The sequence below is a fragment of the Nocardia sp. NPDC047648 genome (assembly GCF_040642815.1).
GTDB classification, from domain to species: Bacteria; Actinomycetota; Actinomycetes; order Mycobacteriales; family Mycobacteriaceae; genus Nocardia; species Nocardia gamkensis.
In genome coordinates, this window is the sequence record NZ_JBEYSX010000006.1 from 272,617 (window position 1) to 289,801 (window position 17,185).

Here is a 17,185-nt window from a genome sequence, read left to right on the forward strand (position 1 = left end):
GGTTTCACGGTGCGGATCGGACTCATCACCATCATCGTGGCGGAGTACGACCCCGCGATCGAATTCTTCGTCGACACCCTGGGATTCGAGCTCGTCGAGGACTCGGCGGCGCTCACGAACGACGGCCGCCCGAAACGCTGGGTGGTTGTGCGGCCGCCCGGTGCCGAGACGGGCATTCTGCTCGCCCGAGCCGACGGCAGGGCGCAAGCCGCGGTGATCGGGCAGCAGGTCGCGGGGCGGGTCGGGTTCTTCTTGCAGGTGGGGGACTTCCAGTCGGCGTACGACCGGATGGTTTCCCGCGGTGTCGAGTTCGTACGCGCGCCGCGCGTCGAGCCGTATGGGCGGGTCGCGGTCTTCCTGGACATCGCGGGGAACCGATGGGATCTGCTCGGGCCACATCAGCCCTGACGCGAACTCCGACGGCATCGAGCCGCGGCGCAGTGCCGAATGGCCGCTGCGCCGGGATCAACCGCGGCCGCGGCCGTAGCGGTCGGCCAGGCGGGCTTGCGTAGTCGGCGCGGCCGGAGCCGGCGAGGGAATCGACCCGGACCGGGCCGGCTCGGTGGGCGACGGCGAGCGGGGTGGCTCGGCGGAGGCCTTCTCTTTCCTTCTCTCCCGGATCTCGGCGTAGACGAAGTAGCCGAGGCCGAGGGGAGCCATGATGCCGAAGGCCAGCCATTGCAGGCCGTAGGACAGATACGGGCCCGCGTCGAGTTGGGGAAGCGGGGTGGGGGTGAACGCGCCCGGCTGGTTCTCGCCCAGCTGGAGGTAACCGCCGCGTTCGCCGCCGGCGGGCACGGGGGTGAGGGACTGCTGGAGGACCGTCGATTCCTGCGTGGTGTCGATGGAGTACACCTGGCGATAGCCGTCCTGGACGCTCGGATCCTTACCCGGCGTGACGCCCTCGGACATCCGGACCCTGGCCTCGATGCGCTGCGGCCCGGCGGGCGGCGCGGGGATCTGCGGCGGGCGCGTCCCGTCGACGGCGGAAACCAGCCCGCGGTCGACGAGCAGCAGGGGGCCGTCGGCCAGACGGAACGTCGCGAGCACCGCGTATCCCGGAGCGCCGTCGAGGTGGCGCAGCCGCACCAGCACCGTCGAGTCGGGCACGTAACTGCCGGTGGCGGTGACCCGCCGCCATTCGGTGTGCGCGCTGTTCCCGGTGTCGGAGAGCACGGTGGTGACGTCGACGGGATCGGCTCGCACCGAGTCGGCGATCAGCTGGTTGCGGTGCGAAGTGGCCGTGTTCTTGCCGAGTTGCCACGGCGCGAGCACGGTGAAGCACAGATAGGCGAACGCGGCGACCAGCACGGCCAGGATCATCCAGCTGGGGCGCAACAGGAACGCGAGTCTGCGCATCAGCGTCGCTCGTCCGGAACGGGTCGCAGGTCGGGCGGTTCGGCGGCCAGTTCGGCGCGCACCCAGTCGAGCAGGCCGGGGACGGCGGCCTCGATCTGGGCGCGCACGAGTTCGAAGTCCGCCGCGTCGCCGTAGTAGGGGTCGGCCACGTCGTGATCGTCGGCGTCGGGGTCGAAGGCGCGCAGCAACCGCAGCCGCTCGGCCGGGATGCCGAGGCGGACCAGGTCACGCTGATGGGAGCGGTCCAGGGCGACCACCAGGTCGGCGTCACTGTGCTCGGCGCCGAACACGGCGGCGACGTGCCCGGTCGGGTATCCGTATTTGCGCAGGGTGGCGCTGGTGCGGGGGTCCGCGTCGGCGCCCACGTGCCAGGAACCGGTGCCCGCGCTGCTCACCCGGACCCGGTTGGCCAACCCGGCCCGGTACAGGTGCGAGGCGAAGATCTTCTCCGCCATTGGAGAGCGGCAGATGTTGCCGGTACAGACGAACGAGACGTGCAGCTGACCCACGCCTGCCATTCTGGCCGGTTCCGCTCCGGGACCGCCACGTAGGGTGTGCTCTCGTGGCCGAGGACACCGTCGATCGCGCGAAACTGCGTCACCACGGCGACGTGGACGCGCGTGCGGGCATGCTCGATTTCGCGGTCAACGTCCAAGGGCTCGCGCCCCCGGAGTGGCTGCGGCGTCGTCTGGCCGAGCGGTTGTCCGATCTGGGCCGCTATCCGAGCGCCGAGGACGCCGACGCCGCCCGTCGCGCGGTCGCGGCCCGGCACGGCCGCGGTCCCGGCGAGGTATTGCTGCTGGCAGGCGCGGCGGAAGGGTTCGCGCTGCTGCCCCGCCTGGCGCCGCGTTCGGCCGCGGTGCTGCACCCGTCGTTCACCGAGCCGGAACTCGCGTTGCGGGAGGCGGGCGTCCCGGTCACCAGGGTGGTACTGGAAGCCCCTTACCGGCTGGATCCCGCCGCCGTGCCCGCCGAGGCCGACCTGGTGGTGCTCGGCAATCCGACCAACCCGACCTCGGTGCTGCACCCCGCCGCCACCATCCGCGCCCTGCGCAGGCCGGGACGCGTCATCGTGGTCGACGAAGCCTTCGCCGACGCGGTGGCGGGCGAGCCGGAATCCCTCGCAGCCGACTGCGCGCCCGACCTGCTCGTGCTGCGCAGCCTCACCAAGACGTGGGCGCTGGCGGGGCTGCGCTGCGGCTATTTCCTCGGCGCACCGGAAGTGCTCGCGCGCCTCGACCACGGGCGGGCGCACTGGCCGCTGGGCACTCTGCAACTGGAGGCGATCACCGCCACCGCGAGCCCGTCCGCCGTGGCCGAGTCCGAGCGCTGCGCGCGTGCGCTGGCCGTGCACCGTGCGGCGATGATCGAGCGTCTGGGCGGTCTCGGCATCGCCGTCCACACTCCGGCCGAGGGCCCGTTCCTGTTACTGCGTGTCCGGGACGGTGAATTGCTGCGCAAACACTTGGCGGAAGAAGGGATCGCGGTCCGGCGCGCGGATACCTTTCCCGGCCTCGGCCCCGATCATCTGCGCGTCGCGGTTCGCGGTGCGGCGGAGGTCGATCGGCTGGTCGCGGCGATCCGGTCGGCGGATGCCGGGTGAGCCCACGGCTCAGGCCGCGCAGTGCGAGGGAGCCGGACAGCGGCGCCCGGCCCGCGTGGAAAGAACCCAGTGAAGCAGTGCAGGACGGAAGCGAAGGAAGGTGGACGATGACCACGCTCGCGGATCTCATCGGGGTGCTCGACGCGGCGTACCCGCCGGCGCTGGCCGAGCCGTGGGACTCGGTCGGCCTGGTCTGCGGTGACCCGGCCGAGGAACTGACCCGGGTGCTGTTCGCGGTCGACGCCACCGCGGCGGTCGTCGACGAGGCGATCGACTGGCGCGCGCAGGCCCTGGTGGTGCACCATCCGCTGCTGCTGCGCGGCGTCGACACCGTCGCGGCGAGCACGCCGAAAGGCGCGCTGCTGCACCGGCTGATCCGCTCCGGTTGCGCGCTGTTCACCGCGCACACCAACGCCGACTCCGCCGACCCCGGCGTGTCCGACGCGCTCGCCGCGGCGCTCGGCCTCACGGTGACCGGCCCGCTGGAGGCGAAACCCGAATCCGCCGTGGACCACTGGGTGATACAGGTGCCACGCGCGCACACCGACGCGGTGCTCGCCGCGCTTTTCGCCGCCGGAGCGGGTAGGCGGGAACACGCTTGCGACTGTGCGCTGCGGGTGCCCGCGACAGGGCAGTTCCGGCCGACTCCGGAGCAGGGCTCCCTGACCGAACTCCGACACGTCGAGGAGGACCGGGTGGAGGTGACCGCATCGCCCGCGGCGCGTTCGGCCGTGCTCGCCGCGCTGCGCGCCGCCCATCCGAGCGCGGACCCGGCCTATCACATCAGTGAACGCGCCCAGCTGCCGTCGTCGCTCGGCATCGGCCGCGTCGGCACCCTGCCGGAACCGGAATCGTTGCGCGCCTTCACCGAACGCGTAGGCCGCGCTCTCCCGCCCACCGCGTGGGGTGTTCGCGCCGCGGGTGATCCCGACCGCACCGTCTACACCGTGGCGGTGTGCGGGGGAGCGGGTGACTCCTACCTGGGCAGGGCCGCGGGGCTCGGCGTCGACGTCTACCTCACCTCCGACCTGCGCCACCATCCGGTCGACGAGCACCTGCGCAAGGGCGGTCCCGCCGTGGTCGACGCCGCGCACTGGGCGACCGAATTCCCTTGGTGCGCGCAGGCCGAGACGGTGGTGCGAACCGCCCTGCCCGGCCTGGAGACCAGGGTGTCCACGCTGCGCACCGACCCGTGGACGGTGCGCGCGCCGGGCTGAGCGCCGCACCTGCGCGTCCGAAGCCGTTGTCGCGGCGACGAACCGGCAACCGGCGTGTCGGGGCGTATCCGCGCCGTGCCGGAAAAGGTTGGGCGGTTCGGGTGAATCGAGTAGTTCGTGCGGGGTACAACTACCGCATGAACTTCCCGGTTGATTTCGGGCTCGTGCAGATCGGGCTGATCCTGCTGCTGGTCGCCGGTGTGGCGCTGATCGTCTCCGGCCTGATCGCCGCACGCCGGGTCGGGATGCGGCCGCTGCTCGCGCGCGGGACCGGCGGGCTCGCGCTGCTGCTGGTCGCGGCGGTGCTGCTGTGGATCGCGACCCTGCTGCAGACGTACCTCGGCCTGACCGGGGAGATCAAGGCGGCCCACGTGGTGGCCAAGCCGGTGGCGGGGCAGGAACACCAGCTCGACGTCGATCTCATCCTGTACGGCGACGACGACCACCCCGAACAGCGCGAGACCTACCGCGTCGAGGGCGACATGTGGGTGCTGCAAGCGGGCATCGTCGAGCTGGAGCCGTGGGTCAACGCCCTGGGCTTCCACTCCGGCTACCGGATCAGCCGCCTGTACGGACAGCGCCTCGACGGCGTCGCGACCCAGCAGAACCAGATCTTCCTGAACGACGGCGACAAGGACTTCTTCGCCGACATGCGCGAGGGCCGCTGGTGGACCCAGCCGTTCGTGCGCTCGGCCTACGGCAACGCGGTGATCGCGGTACCCGGCGAGTACGACGTCTACATCTCCCGCGACGCCATCAAAACCCGCACCGTCGGCGGCTGACGCGGGTCCGCCGGTCCGGCGGGGTACGGTTGAACACCAGTCCCGTCCACCCCGTCCAGGAGTTTGCCCGCGTTGAATGTCGAACCCCCGCTCCAGGCCGAGTTGCTCCGGCTCGCCGCCGTCGACGCCGAGCTGACCCGGATCGCGCATCGCCGCACCGTGCTGCCCGAGCAGCAGGAGGTGGCGCGGCTGGAAGCCGAGCGCAACGCGCACTCCGACGCCGCGGTGGCCGTGCAGATCGCGCTGGACGATCTCGACCGCGACATCCGCAAGCTGGAGGGCGAGGTCGACGCGGTGCGCAAGCGCGAGGAGCGCGACAAGGCCATGCTCGCCGCGGGAACGGTGAACGCCAAACAGCTTTCGGAGATCCAGCACGAGCTGGGCAGCCTGGAGCGGCGCCGCTCGGTGCTGGAGGACGAACTGCTCGAGGTGATGGAGCGGCGCGAAGCCTCCGCCGCCGACTACGAGCACGCGGGCGCGCGGTTGAGCAAGACCGAGGAGGAACTCGCCGTCGCACTGCGTCAGCGCGACGAGGCGCTCGCGGATCTGGACGTGGCGCAGACGCGCTGCGAGACCGACCGCGGGGGCTCGGTGGCGAAGCTGCCCGGCGAACTGCTCGCTATCTACGACCGGCAGCGCGAACAGCACGGTGCTGGCGCCGCGCTGCTGCAGGCTCGCCGCTGCGGCGCGTGCCGCATCGAACTCGATCGCGGCGAGATCGCGCGGATCGCCAAGACCGCACCCGACGTGGTCGTGCGCTGCCCGGAGTGCGGTGCGATCCTGGTCCGGACCAAGGAATCGGGGCTGTGAGCTCGCCGCGACCGGTTGTCGGGGCACAGCGATGAGCTTGCCCGAGGTGATCGTCGAAGCCGACGGCGGATCGCGGGGCAATCCCGGTCCGGCCGGATACGGTGCGGTGGTCTACGACGCCGGCCGCGTCCGGGTGCTCGCCGAGCGCCGGGAATTCCTCGGCATCGCCACCAACAACGTCGCCGAATATCGCGGATTGATCGCCGGATTGGAGGCGGCCGCGGAACTGGGCGCCGAGTCGGTGCTGGTGCGCATGGATTCCAAGCTGGTCGTCGAGCAGATGTCCGGTCGCTGGAAGATCAAGCACGCGGCCTTGATCCCGCTCGCCGATCGAGCCCGCCGGATCGCCGCCGGATTGGGCCGGGTGACCTACAGCTGGATTCCGCGCGCGCAGAACTCGCACGCCGACCGGCTGGCGAACGAGGCCATGGACGAGGGCACCGGCCTCGCGGAGGCCACCGCGCAGGCCGCGGACGCGCGGGAGGCCGCGGACCCGGCCCTCGCGGTCACCGAGCGCGATCTGCCGAGCTGGATCGATGAAGCCAGGGACGCGAACGCCGAGCAGTCCGAATCCGCGCAGCACGGGCCGGGGTGGACGGGTGCCACCGGTCGTCCCACCCGGTTGCTGCTACTTCGCCACGGTCAAACCGAGTTGTCGGTGCAGCGCCGGTATTCCGGGCGCGGCAATCCGCCGCTCACCGCCTTGGGTCGGGAGCAGGCCGCGCGGGCCGCGAAAATGCTCGCCGCCAAAGGCGGTATCGCCGCGGTGATCAGTTCTCCGCTCGGCCGGGCCAGGGAGACCGCGGAGGCGGCCGCCGCCGCGCTCGGCGTCCCGGTGGAGGTCCACGACGGGTTGATCGAGACCGACTTCGGCGAGTGGGAGGGGCTGACCTTCGCGGAGGCCGCGCAGCGCGATCCCGGCCTGCACGCCCGCTGGATCGGCGATCCCGCCGTCGCGGCGCCCGGCGGGGAGAGCTTCGAGGAGGTCTTGCGGCGGGTGGAGGCCGCGCTGCGCGATCTGCTCGGACGCTACCCCGGCGCGAATGTGGTTGTGGTCAGCCACGTGACCCCGATCAAGACGTTGCTTCGGCTGGCCCTCGATGTCGGCCCCGCGTTGCTGTACCGGTTGCATCTGGATCTGGCGTCGCTATCGATAGCGGAGTTCTATCTCGACGGCGGGTCTTCGGTGCGTCTGGTGAACGATACGTCCTACCTCTGAGGCCGCCGCCGCGCCCGAATCGAGGGCGAATGTGGTGCGCGGAGGGCGAATTATGCCCCATTGCAACACATTTGCGTTTCACAATCGCGCGATGCGGTGAATCTCACTTCAACTCTGCCTTGCGCGGCGAGTAGCGGTAGGCTTCCGGTCGGTCAGGCACAGGCGTCCAGCTGCCTGGTCGGGGTCGCCGCAGTGGCCTCGATCAGTGCTGCTCGGTGGGACGGTTCGCGCGGGCAGTGTCGCTCGCGCCGCGTCTCGGTAGGAAGTCCCTGTGCCGTCGAGTGGTTCGATGAGAGTGCAGGTTCGATGAGCAGTCCGATCAAGGTTGTCGTTCTCGGGGCGGGGATCGGAGGACTCACCACCGCGGCTGCTCTGCGGCAGGCGGGTTTCGGCGTCGAACTATATGAAGCGGGTCCCGAGCTGCGCGCTCAGGGCTTCGGACTTTCCGTGCAGGCCAACGGAATCAACGCACTGCGCACCCTGGGCCTCGGGCTCGACGAGCAACTGCTCGAACGCGGCGGCCGGGTGGAGACCTTCCGCTTCTGCAACCCCGACGGCAGCCCGATCCGGGTGCTTCCGGTGCACCGACTCGACGCCCAGCTCGGCGCTCCCGCCGTCGCGCTGCACCGTACCGACCTGCACGACGTGCTGCTGCGCGAGATCGGTGACACACCGACGTTCGTCGGGGCGCAAGCCACCCGCTTCGTCGACGACGGCGAGCACGTGCGCGTCGAGTTCGCCGACGGCCGGGTCGCCGAGGGCGATCTGCTCGTCGGCGCCGACGGCATCCACTCGGTGGTGCGGGCCCAATTGCACGGCCGCGCCGAGCCGCGCCCCGGCAATTTCGTGTGCTGGCTGGCCTGCATCCCCTTCGAGCATCCCAACGTCGCCCGTGGCCTCTCGGCGCATTTCTGGGGCACCGGAATGCGTTTCGGCATCCACGACATCGGCCACGGCCGGGTGTACTGGTGGGGCACCAAGACGTTGCCCGCCGACGAGGCCGCGAACTGGCAGGGCGGTAAGGAAGAGCTGCTGCGCCTCTACGCCGACTGGGCGCCGGAGGTGCGCGCCTGCATCGAGCAGACCGACGAGGCGGCGATCCTGGCCGTGCCCGCGCAGGACCGTCCGCCGCTGGCGCAATGGGGCCGCGGCCGGGTGACGCTGCTCGGCGACGCGGCGCACCCGATGCTGCCCAGCCTCGGCCAGGGCGCCAACGCCGCCATCGAGGACGCGGTGGTGCTGGCCGCTGTGCTGCGCAACTCCCTGGATCCGATCGCGGGACTGCGCCGTTACGAGAAACTGCGCGCCGACCGCACCGCCATGTTCGTCAACGGCTCGGCTTCGCTGGCCAAGATCGAGCAGACCACCGACCCGCGCCTGGTGCGGGTGCGCGACACCTACTTCCGGCACGCGCCCACCGAATTCTTCCTGCGCGAACTCGGCAAGCCGATGTCCTTCCCGGCGCCGGACGGGCCGACCGCGCGGCTGCCGCGCCCGCTCTCGCCGGTCGAGCGCTGGCACTGGATCGCCGATCAGCTGGCGCCGCTGCACATCCTGTCGCGCGTGCGGATCCGGGGGCACGTCGAGGTCGAGCAGATCCGCGCGGGCCTGGACGAGGTGCAGCGCCGACATCCGCTCTTGCGGGTCGCCGTCGCCGCCGAACCCGACGGCACCGCACCGCGTTTCGTGCCGGTGCAGGCGCCGATTCCGCTGCGTGTGATCGAATCCGAGGACAGCACGAACTGGCTGACCGAGGCCGACGAGGTGGAACTGCGCGAGCCGTTCGACTGGCGCACCGGCCCGCTGGCCAGGGCGGTGCTGATCAAGGAGACCGATGGCACCAACGAGCTGATCGTCACGCTGCACTACGCCATCGCCGACGGCGAGAGCGCGCTGTCGGTGGCGAAGCAGGTGCTCCAAGTCGCCGCCGGGGAAGCGGCCGACTTCTCGCCCGCCCCGGTGCGGCCGGGCCCGGAGGAGCTGTTCCCGCCGCGCTTCCAGGGCGCGGGCGGTGCGCTGCGCACCGCGGGTTCGTTCCTGCGCGACCAGAAGTCGCAGCTGCGCAAGCCGCACAGGCTGGAGCCCACCACGCTGGCGCCGCCCGCGCAGCGGCGCAGCCGGGTGGTGCACCGCAGCCTCGACGCCGACCGGCTCGAGGCGCTCACCGCGGGCTGTGATCGCCACGGCGTCGGCCTGCAGGCCGCCCTCTCCGCCGCGCTGCTGATCGCGGCGGCCAGGGAGGCGGGCACCGAGAAGGCCACCTGGTACACCGTCGGCAGCTCGGTCAACTTCCGCGACCATCTCGACGGCGCCGCGGGCGACACCGAGGTCGGCACCTATCAGGGCATGATCGCCACCCCGGCGAAGTACGCGCCGTGGGCGTCGCTGTGGGAGATCGCCGCCGAGATCGAGCGGGAGTACGGTGCGCGGATGGATCGGCGCGACCATCTGTCCGCGTTGAACCTGCTGAAGGTGGCGGCGCCGAAGTCGGTGTCGGCCAGTGCGTCCACAGTGAAACTCATGGACACCCGCGGCCCGGGTCATCTCTGTATGACCTACCTGGGCGACTACCCCTTCCCGGACAAGATCGGCTCCTGGCAGCTGGAGGGCGCGCAGTTCGTCTCCGGCATGTCCGTCAGCGGTTTCATCATGGCCACCGCCAACGCGACGCACAACGAGCTGTCCCTCAATATCGGCTACGTCGAGCCCGCCGTATCACGCGAGCGGGCCGACCGTCTCGCCGACGAAAGCGTGCGCGCGCTGCTGTCGGCCTGCTGACCGGCCGCGCATACACCGCGATAACAACAGCAGAGTCGCGGCATCGGCAGAGCCGATGCCGTGATTCGCGATATCGATAACTTGATAAGCGTGGTAGCAGCTTTGCGTGACAGTGATCAGGGTGGGCTTGGGTAGATCTGCGCACGGCCGGTGCCGCGACTGTCGCGATAGGAGTGACTGTGCCATTCGAACCGAGTGCTACTTCCGAAAGACCCCCCGAAGCCTGGCCGGTCAGCGCCTATCAGCGCGATGTGTTGTCGGTTTCCTACCGGTATGCCCCGGCGCCGGTCACCCGAAACGCCTACTGCGCGTTCATGGACGAGCCTTTCGATATGGCCAGATTGCGCGCGGTGGTCCGCAGGGCGCTGCTCGGTGACGCCGCGCTGCGCCTGAGGTTCGAGTTCTCCGAAGGCCGCTTCTGGCAGTGGGTCTGCGACGAGCTACCCGAGGTCGAGCTGGTCGATCTCAGCTGGGCGTCGGATCCCGCCGCGGCGCGGCGCGACTGGGTGAACCGGGCGAACGTGACGCCCTCCCCGCCGCGCCAGCCGTTCCGGATCGCCGCGCTGGTCGACGGGCCCGAACATTTCCATCTCTACGTGGCGATGCACCACGCCATGATCGACGGCTGGGGCGTGAACGCGCTGTGGAGCGCCCTGGTGGACAACTACAGCCGCAAAGACCTGTCGCTCGAACAGCTCGCCGAGCCGGATCCGGTCACCGAGCAGACCGATCGCGGCGCCGCCACCTATCGCAAGATCGCCGCCGAGCACGAGGAATATCTGTCCTCGGCGCAGTGGGTGGCTGATCGGGACGCGCTGGTGCGCCGCTTCGAGGGCGTGGTCCCCGCGCTCTTCTCCGGCCGTGCGAGCACCCCCGACGTCAACCGGGGACGCCGGCGCGTAGTGGTGGAACCCGCGTTCCTCGACCGCATTCGGGCCACCGGCTTCTCCGTCTTCGCGTTCACCGTTTCGGCACTGGCCGCCTACTTGACCACCATTCACCGCTCCGAGGAGGTGGTGATCGGGGTCCCGATGCTCAACCGGCACAGCGCCGAGACCTTCCGCACCGCCGGGCACCGGACGAACGTGGTGCCCCTGCGCATCCGGGTCGACCCGGACCAGCCGCTGTCGTCGGTCGCCACCGAGGTGGCCGCGCAGATCCGGGAACTCAAGCGCTACGAGCGTTTTCCGTACGGCGACCTGGCGCGTGCGCTCAGCAGCGATCCGACGGCGCCGCCGCTGTTCGACGTGGCGTACTCCTACATCAAGATGCCGCCGTCGGATCACCTGGACAAGATCCTCGGCACCCTCGACATCGTCAATCCCGGCACGGTGCTCGAAGCGCTGAACATCCTCGGCGTCGAGCACGCCCGCGACGGCTCGCTGAACCTCCAGCTCTACTACGACAAGGACGTCTTCGACGAGAACTTCCCGTTCGAGTCGGTCGTGCGCGGCATCGGCGCGCTGCTGGTGGCGGCGCTGGACCGGCCCGGAGTGCCGATTTCGGCCTTGCCGCTGATGCCCGCGCGGGAGCAGGCCGCCGTCGCCGCGTTCGAAGCGGGCCCGCGCGAGGAGTTCCCGTACACGACCATCGACCGGCTGGTCGCCGACGTGGCCGCCCGGCATCCCGAGCGGATCGCGATCGAGCCGATAGCGGGCTCGGGGGAACAGCCGCTGCGCTACGCCGAATTATCCGCGCTCGCCAATGGATTCGCCGCCGGATTGCATGCGCTGGGCGCGACCGGCAACGAGTGCGTCGCCGTCGTGCTGCCCCGCTCGACCGAGATGCTCGTCGCGATCTTCGGCGTGTTGCGGGCCGGTTGCGCGTACGTGCCGCTCGACCCGGACTTCCCGGCCGCCCGCATCGCAACCGTGCTCGCCGACTGCGGGGCGCGCTTCGTGGTGGCGGGGCCGCGGCATCGAGCGGTCTTCGACGAGCTGGGCGTCACCAGCATCGCGGTGGCCGACACCGTCCCGGCGCGCGGCGTCGAAAGCGTCTCGCACCCGGCCGATCTCGGGTACCTCATCTACACGTCGGGCTCTACGGGCGTGCCCAAGGGCGTGATGATCGAGCATCGGTCGGTGGTCAACCGCCTGACCTGGATGCAGCGGCGCTACCCGCTGCACGCCGCCGACGTGATCCTCCAGAAGACGCCGGTCACCTTCGACGTGTCGGTTTGGGAACTGTTCTGGTGGGCGATCACCGGCGCCCGGGTGGCCTTGCTGGAACCCGGCGGGGAACGCGATCCGCGCCGTATCACCGACGCCATCGCGGCGCACGACGTGACGGTGCTGCATTTCGTGCCCTCCATGCTGGCCGCGTTCGTCGACGAGCTGGCCGCCGACCCGGCGACGGTCGGGCGGATCGGCAGCGTGCGACGGGTGTTCTGCAGCGGCGAGGCGTTACCGCCCGCGCTGGTTCGCCGGTTCCACGCGGTCTTCGCCGCGGCCGGGGCCACAGCGCCGCAGCTGGTGAATCTCTACGGCCCGACCGAGGCCACCGTCGACGTCTCCTACTTCGACTGCCCGGCCGACGAGTCGCCGGACGTGGTGCCGATCGGCCGTCCCATCGCCAACATCGACCTGCTCGTGCTCGACCACATCGGCCGCCGGGTGCCCGTCGGGGTGCCGGGGGAGCTGAACATCGCGGGTGTGGGCGTGGCACGCGGTTATCGCGGCAGGCCCGAGCTGACCGCGGCGGCGTTCGTCGACGACCGCGGGGTGCCGGGCCGCCGCCGCTACCGCACCGGCGACCTGGCGCGCTGGCTGCCCGACGGCAACCTCGAGTACCTGGGCCGCTTCGACGACCAGGTGAAGATCCGCGGCAACCGGATCACCCTCGGCGAGGTGCAGAACGCCATGCTCGGCTGCGCCGGGGTGCGCGCGGCGGCCGTGGTGGACGAGGTCGCGGAGGCGCACGGCGTGCAACTGGTCGGCTATTTCGTCGGCGCCGACGTCTCCGGCGAGGAGATCGCCGAGCGACTCGCGGCCCGGCTGCCCCGCTACATGGTGCCGTCCCGGTTGATCCGGGTGGAGCGGATACCGTTGACCCGCAACGGAAAACTGGACCGGCGCGCACTCGCCGAGCAGCTCGTCCTCGGCCACGGCGCCGAGCAGGCGGCAGGCGGCGCGCCGCGCACCGCGGTGGAGACCAGGCTCGCGCAGGTCTGGCGCACTGTGCTGGGCGTGGAGTCGATCGGCGTGCACGACAACTTCTTCACCCACGGCGGCGATTCCATCCTCGCGCTGGCCGTGCGCACCGCCGCCGAACGCGCCGGGCTCTACTTCGACGTGGACGCCTTCTACCAGGCGCCGACCATCGCCGAGTTGGCCAGGGTCGTGCGCGACGACCGCCACGACGAGCGCGGGCGCATCGCGGCCCCCTTGCAGACGGTGCCGCTGATCGACCGCGCCGCGCTGCACCAGGCCGAGGACGCGTTCCCGGCAACGGCCCTGCAACTGGGCATGCTGTATCACAGCATCGAGCGCGCCGACTCGGTCACCTACAAGGACGTGTTCCGCTACCGGCTCGAAATTCCCTGGGATGAATCGCGATTCCGGGAGGCGGTGGACCGGCTGGTGCGGCGGCAACCCGCGCTGCGCTCGTCGTTCGAACTGAGCAGGTATTCGGTCCCACTGCAGATCGTGCACGTCGCACCGCACTACGAGCTGGAGATCGTCGACCTCGGCGACATGGGCGAGGCGGACGGCGAAGACCTGATAGAGATCTATCTCCAGGAGCGCGCCCACGCGCAGTACGACATCGCGCTCGCTCCGCTGTTCGCCATCCGGGTCTTCGTCCGCCCCGGCCCGCAGGAGCCGGTCGGCACGGTGGACCTGGTACTGAGCTTCCACCACGCCATCCTGGACGGCTGGAGTGTGGCCACGTCGGTGCTGGAACTACTGCTGGACTACCTCAACCACATCGGCATGACCCGGACCCAGGTGGAGGCCACTGCCCATCCGGCCACCGTGCTCGCCGAGTACGCGCAGGCCGAGCAGGGCGCGGCGCACGACGCCGCGGCCCGCGAGTACTGGTCGACCGCCCTGGCCGGGGCCGAACCCACCGCGCTCACCGCGCTCGGGGTGCACCAGCCCGTGGTCGCGGGCGTGCCGCAAGCACGGGCGCTGGTGCCGCGCAGGCTGGCCGAACGGGTCTCCGCGTTCGCCGCGCGCCACCAGGTGCCGGAGAAGGCGGTCTATCTGGCCGCGCACTGCCTGGCGCTGCGGGCGCTCACCGGCCGCACGGATGTCACCACCGGCGTGGTGAGCCACGGTCGCCCGGACCGCGCCGGCGCCGAACGCGTGGCGGGGCTGTTCCTCAACACGCTGCCGATCCGGCTGGACAGCACCGCGACCACGTGGCGCGCCGCGGTGGAGCAGCTCGCGCGGCGCGAACGCGAGGCCTATCCGTTCCGTCGCTACCCGCTGCGATCGATCCTCGCCGACGGCGGGCCGGTCTTCGAGACGGCGTTCAACTTCGTCAACTATCACGTCTTCCAGCCCATGCTGGTGCTGGACGGCGTGCGCCTGCTGGACTTCGACGCCCGCGAGGAGACCAACTTCCAGCTGCTGGTGACCGCGGCGACCGACCCGCGCGACGGCCGGATGTGGTTGCGGGTCGACGGTGATCACACGCTGACCGCCGAACAGTGCGAGACCGTGGCGCTCACCCAGCTGCGCATGCTGGCGGGCATCGTCGCCGACCCCGACGCGGTGATCGACCGCGGCGCGGGCCCCGCGACCGCCCGCGACGTGGGCACGCTGGTGGCCGAGGCGGCGGCGTTGCATCCCGCCCGCGTCGCTCTGGCCGGCGACGACGAATCGGTCAGCTATGACGAGATGATCGAAAGCTCCGATCGGCTGGCCCGGCGCCTGACCACACTCGGCGTCGAGCCGGGCGACCGGGTCGGCATCCTGATGGGGCGTCGTCCGCAACTGGTGTTGCTCGTGCTCGCCCTGACCAGGATCGGGGCCGCGTGCGTCCCGCTGGACGTCAGTTACCCGCGAACCAGGCTGAACCTGATGATCGACCGCGCCCGCCCGCACCGGGTGATCGCCGACGGCGCCTACCGCGACATCGTCGACGACGCCGCCTTGGTCCTGGACAGCGCCGCGCTCTTCGACGACTCCGCGCCCGAGCCGGAAGTGGAACTGCCCGATCACGTTTCGCCCGACGCGGTGGCCTACGTGCTGTTCACCTCCGGGTCGACCGGTGAGCCCAAGGGCGTCGCGATGCCGCATCGCGGCCTGACCTCGCTGGTGGACTGGCAGAATCGCGCGGCCACCGGCACCGGTCTGCTGAGCACACTCCAGTTGGCGCCGTTGAGTTTCGACGTGTCGTTCCAGGAGATCTTCACCACCCTCGCGGCCGGGTCCACCCTGCGGGTGAGTTCGGCCGATCTGCGATCGAACGTCGAGCAATTGCTGAACACCGTCGTGGAGGAGGGCATCGAACGACTGTTCCTGCCGTACGTGGCCTTGCAGGCGTTCGCCGAGGCCGCCGTGGGGCACCGGATGTTCCCGACCGAACTGAAGGTGCTGATCTCCTCCGGCGAACAGTTGCGCATCACCGACGAGATCCGCGCGCTGTGCAAAGTGGTTCCCGGCCTGGTGCTGGAGAACCAATACGGTCCCACCGAATCCCACGTCGCGACCAAGTTCACGCTCACCGGTCCGGCAGACGAGTTCCCCGCGCTGCCGCCCATCGGCCGCGCCGTCGACGGAGACACCGTGGAACTGCTCGACAGCGCGCTGCGGCCGGTGCCGGACGGCGTGATCGGCGAGATCTATCTCGGCGGCCGCAGCATCGCCCGCGGCTACGAGGGCAGGCCCGCGCTCACCGCACAGCGGTTCGTCGCCACGCACGCGGGCGGAATCCGGTACCGCACCGGCGACCTCGGTGTCCGGCTGTTCTCCGGCGACATCGTCTGCCTGGGCCGCAGCGACAGCCAGGTCAAGATCCGCGGGTTCCGGGTGGAACCCGCCGAAGTCGAGCTGTGCATCCTGAGCCTGGTGGAGAAGTTCCCCGGCATCGCCGAGGCCGCCGTGGTGGCCCGCGGTTTCGGCGGTATCGATGGCTCGCTGATCGCGTTCCTGGTCGGCGCGGCCGAGCAGACCGACCTCGCCGCACTGCGGCACGACCTGCGCTCGATGCTGCCCGCGCACATGGTGCCCTCGCGGTTCGCCTGGCTCGACGAACTGCCACGCACACCGAGCGGCAAGCGCGACGACGCGACGCTGCGCGCCTACGGTGCGGACGCCGCGGAGTCGGTGTCGGCGCGGCGCGAGCCCGCCGACGACTACGAGCGCTCGGCGGTCGAACTACTGGCCGAGTACGCGGGCCTGCGCTCGATCGGCGTGGACGACGACTTCTTCGCGGCGGGTGGCACCTCGATCGGGGCGATGCGCGTGGTGATGGCGCTGTCGCGCCGATGGGGCGTCGAGGTGCCGCTGGACGCGTTCATCGGCGCGCCCACCGCCGCCGGGCTCGCCACACTGGTGCGCGCGGGCGACGTGCAGCGCACGTTCGACCCGCTTGTGCCGATCAGCGTGGGCGGGTTCAAGCCGCCGCTGTTCCTGGTGCACCCGATCGGCGGCAACGTGCTGTGCTACCTGGCTCTCGCGCGTCACCTGGATCCGGACCGCCCGGTGTACGGGCTACAGGCGGCGGGCGCGGATTCGGGCAGCGCGCCGGAGAAGTCCATTCCCGCGATGGCGGAGTCGTACCTGGAGGCGGTGCGGCGAGTGCATCCGACCGGCACGTATCACTTGGCGGGCTGGTCGTTCGGCGGCTATGTCGCCTTGGAGATGGCCCGCAGGCTCCCCGAGGACGAGGTGTCCAGTGTGACGCTGCTGGACACGATGGCGCTGCGCGCGCGGACGCGAACACCGATCCCGGAGGAGAAACTCATCCGGTGGTTCTTTCTCGAACTGCTGTGGTACGCGCGCGGAAGCCAGTCGGCGCTGGTCGATTTCGAGCCCGACGTGCACAATTCCGAGGATTTGTTCGCGGCGATGCTGGCGGAGTCGGTGCGCTCGGGCATCCTGCCCGCCGACAGCTCCCCGCAGGCGATCCGGCGGCTCTACGAGGTGTTCTTCGCCAACTACTCATCGATGCTGGATTACAAACTCGAGCCGTACGACCGCGACATCACGCTGCTGCGCGCGACCGAGGGACTGCCGCCGGGCGTCGACCTGGCGCACAAGACCGTCGGCAGCATGTTCGACAGCGCCGACAACGGGTGGAAACAGTACGCGGCGCGCAGGTTCACGGTGATCGACGTTCCTGGCGATCACCTGAACATGATGTCCGAGCCGAACATCGGCGAGCTCGGCCTGCGGCTGGACGAGGTGCTGTCGGCCGCCGACCCCGATCTGGACCGTGAGTGGGACGAATCCATGCTGGACGCCTGAGG

The 17,185-nt window shown here is 70.6% G+C and carries 10 protein-coding genes; 8 read left to right on the forward strand and 2 right to left on the reverse strand.

Annotation, left to right across the window (positions count from 1 at the left end):
* The first annotated feature begins 9 nt into the window (after positions 1-9).
* Positions 10-408, forward strand: coding sequence for a VOC family protein (locus ABZ803_RS15850; RefSeq protein WP_357037866.1), 399 nt, complete (start codon positions 10-12; stop codon positions 406-408).
* Positions 409-465: 57 nt separating this feature from the next.
* Here ABZ803_RS15850 and ABZ803_RS15855 read toward each other — a convergent pair whose 3' ends face one another.
* Together ABZ803_RS15855 and ABZ803_RS15860 are read right to left on the reverse strand one after the other, a co-directional pair.
* The gene (locus ABZ803_RS15855; RefSeq protein WP_357037869.1) at positions 466-1,359 is read right to left on the reverse strand and encodes an SURF1 family protein; all 894 of its coding nucleotides are present in this window, start codon (positions 1,357-1,359) and stop codon (positions 466-468) included.
* Positions 1,359-1,877: a low molecular weight protein-tyrosine-phosphatase gene (locus tag ABZ803_RS15860; RefSeq protein ID WP_051175021.1), complete on the reverse strand. Its 519-nt coding sequence runs from the start codon at positions 1,875-1,877 to the stop codon at positions 1,359-1,361. Before ABZ803_RS15860 ends, ABZ803_RS15855 begins: the two co-directional genes overlap by 1 nt.
* On the opposite strand from ABZ803_RS15860, the gene cobC reads away from it, so the two are divergent.
* From cobC to ABZ803_RS15895, 7 genes are all read left to right on the forward strand, one after another.
* The gene (gene cobC, locus ABZ803_RS15865; RefSeq protein ID WP_357038139.1) at positions 1,871-2,962 is read left to right on the forward strand and encodes an Rv2231c family pyridoxal phosphate-dependent protein CobC; all 1,092 of its coding nucleotides are present in this window, start codon (positions 1,871-1,873) and stop codon (positions 2,960-2,962) included. The genes ABZ803_RS15860 and cobC overlap by 7 nt on opposite strands.
* Before the next feature lie 107 nt (positions 2,963-3,069).
* The gene (locus ABZ803_RS15870) at positions 3,070-4,179 is read left to right on the forward strand and encodes a Nif3-like dinuclear metal center hexameric protein (protein ID WP_357037873.1); all 1,110 of its coding nucleotides are present in this window, start codon (positions 3,070-3,072) and stop codon (positions 4,177-4,179) included.
* A gap of 137 nt (positions 4,180-4,316) precedes the next feature.
* Complete coding sequence (locus ABZ803_RS15875; RefSeq protein WP_357037876.1) at positions 4,317-4,961, forward strand: hypothetical protein; 645 nt, start codon at positions 4,317-4,319, stop codon at positions 4,959-4,961.
* Positions 4,962-5,033: 72 nt separating this feature from the next.
* Complete coding sequence (locus tag ABZ803_RS15880) at positions 5,034-5,771, forward strand: C4-type zinc ribbon domain-containing protein (RefSeq protein ID WP_357037879.1); 738 nt, start codon at positions 5,034-5,036, stop codon at positions 5,769-5,771.
* A 31-nt stretch (positions 5,772-5,802) separates the two neighbouring features.
* Positions 5,803-6,990 (forward strand): bifunctional RNase H/acid phosphatase, encoded by a 1,188-nt coding sequence (locus tag ABZ803_RS15885; RefSeq protein ID WP_357037883.1) that lies wholly within the window; start codon positions 5,803-5,805, stop codon positions 6,988-6,990.
* Between the two features lie 306 nt (positions 6,991-7,296).
* Positions 7,297-9,768, forward strand: a complete 2,472-nt coding sequence (locus ABZ803_RS15890) for an FAD-dependent monooxygenase (RefSeq protein WP_357037885.1) — start codon at positions 7,297-7,299, stop codon at positions 9,766-9,768.
* Positions 9,769-9,947: 179 nt separating this feature from the next.
* Positions 9,948-17,183, forward strand: a complete 7,236-nt coding sequence (locus ABZ803_RS15895) for an amino acid adenylation domain-containing protein (protein ID WP_357037888.1) — start codon at positions 9,948-9,950, stop codon at positions 17,181-17,183.
* The last annotated feature ends 2 nt before the right edge of the window (positions 17,184-17,185 follow it).

What these genes read in the sequence shown, in the direction of transcription:
- ABZ803_RS15860 (WP_051175021.1), bottom strand. Translation starts at nt 1,877, where the DNA reads ATGGCAGGCGTGGGTCAGCTGCACGTCTCGTTCGTCTGTACCGGCAAC.
- ABZ803_RS15855 (WP_357037869.1), bottom strand. Translation starts at nt 1,359, where the DNA reads ATGCGCAGACTCGCGTTCCTGTTGCGCCCCAGCTGGATGATCCTGGCC.
- ABZ803_RS15870 (WP_357037873.1), top strand. Translation starts at nt 3,070, where the DNA reads ATGACCACGCTCGCGGATCTCATCGGGGTGCTCGACGCGGCGTACCCG.
- ABZ803_RS15890 (WP_357037885.1), top strand. Translation starts at nt 7,297, where the DNA reads ATGAGCAGTCCGATCAAGGTTGTCGTTCTCGGGGCGGGGATCGGAGGA.
- ABZ803_RS15885 (WP_357037883.1), top strand. Translation starts at nt 5,803, where the DNA reads ATGAGCTTGCCCGAGGTGATCGTCGAAGCCGACGGCGGATCGCGGGGC.
- ABZ803_RS15875 (WP_357037876.1), top strand. Translation starts at nt 4,317, where the DNA reads ATGAACTTCCCGGTTGATTTCGGGCTCGTGCAGATCGGGCTGATCCTG.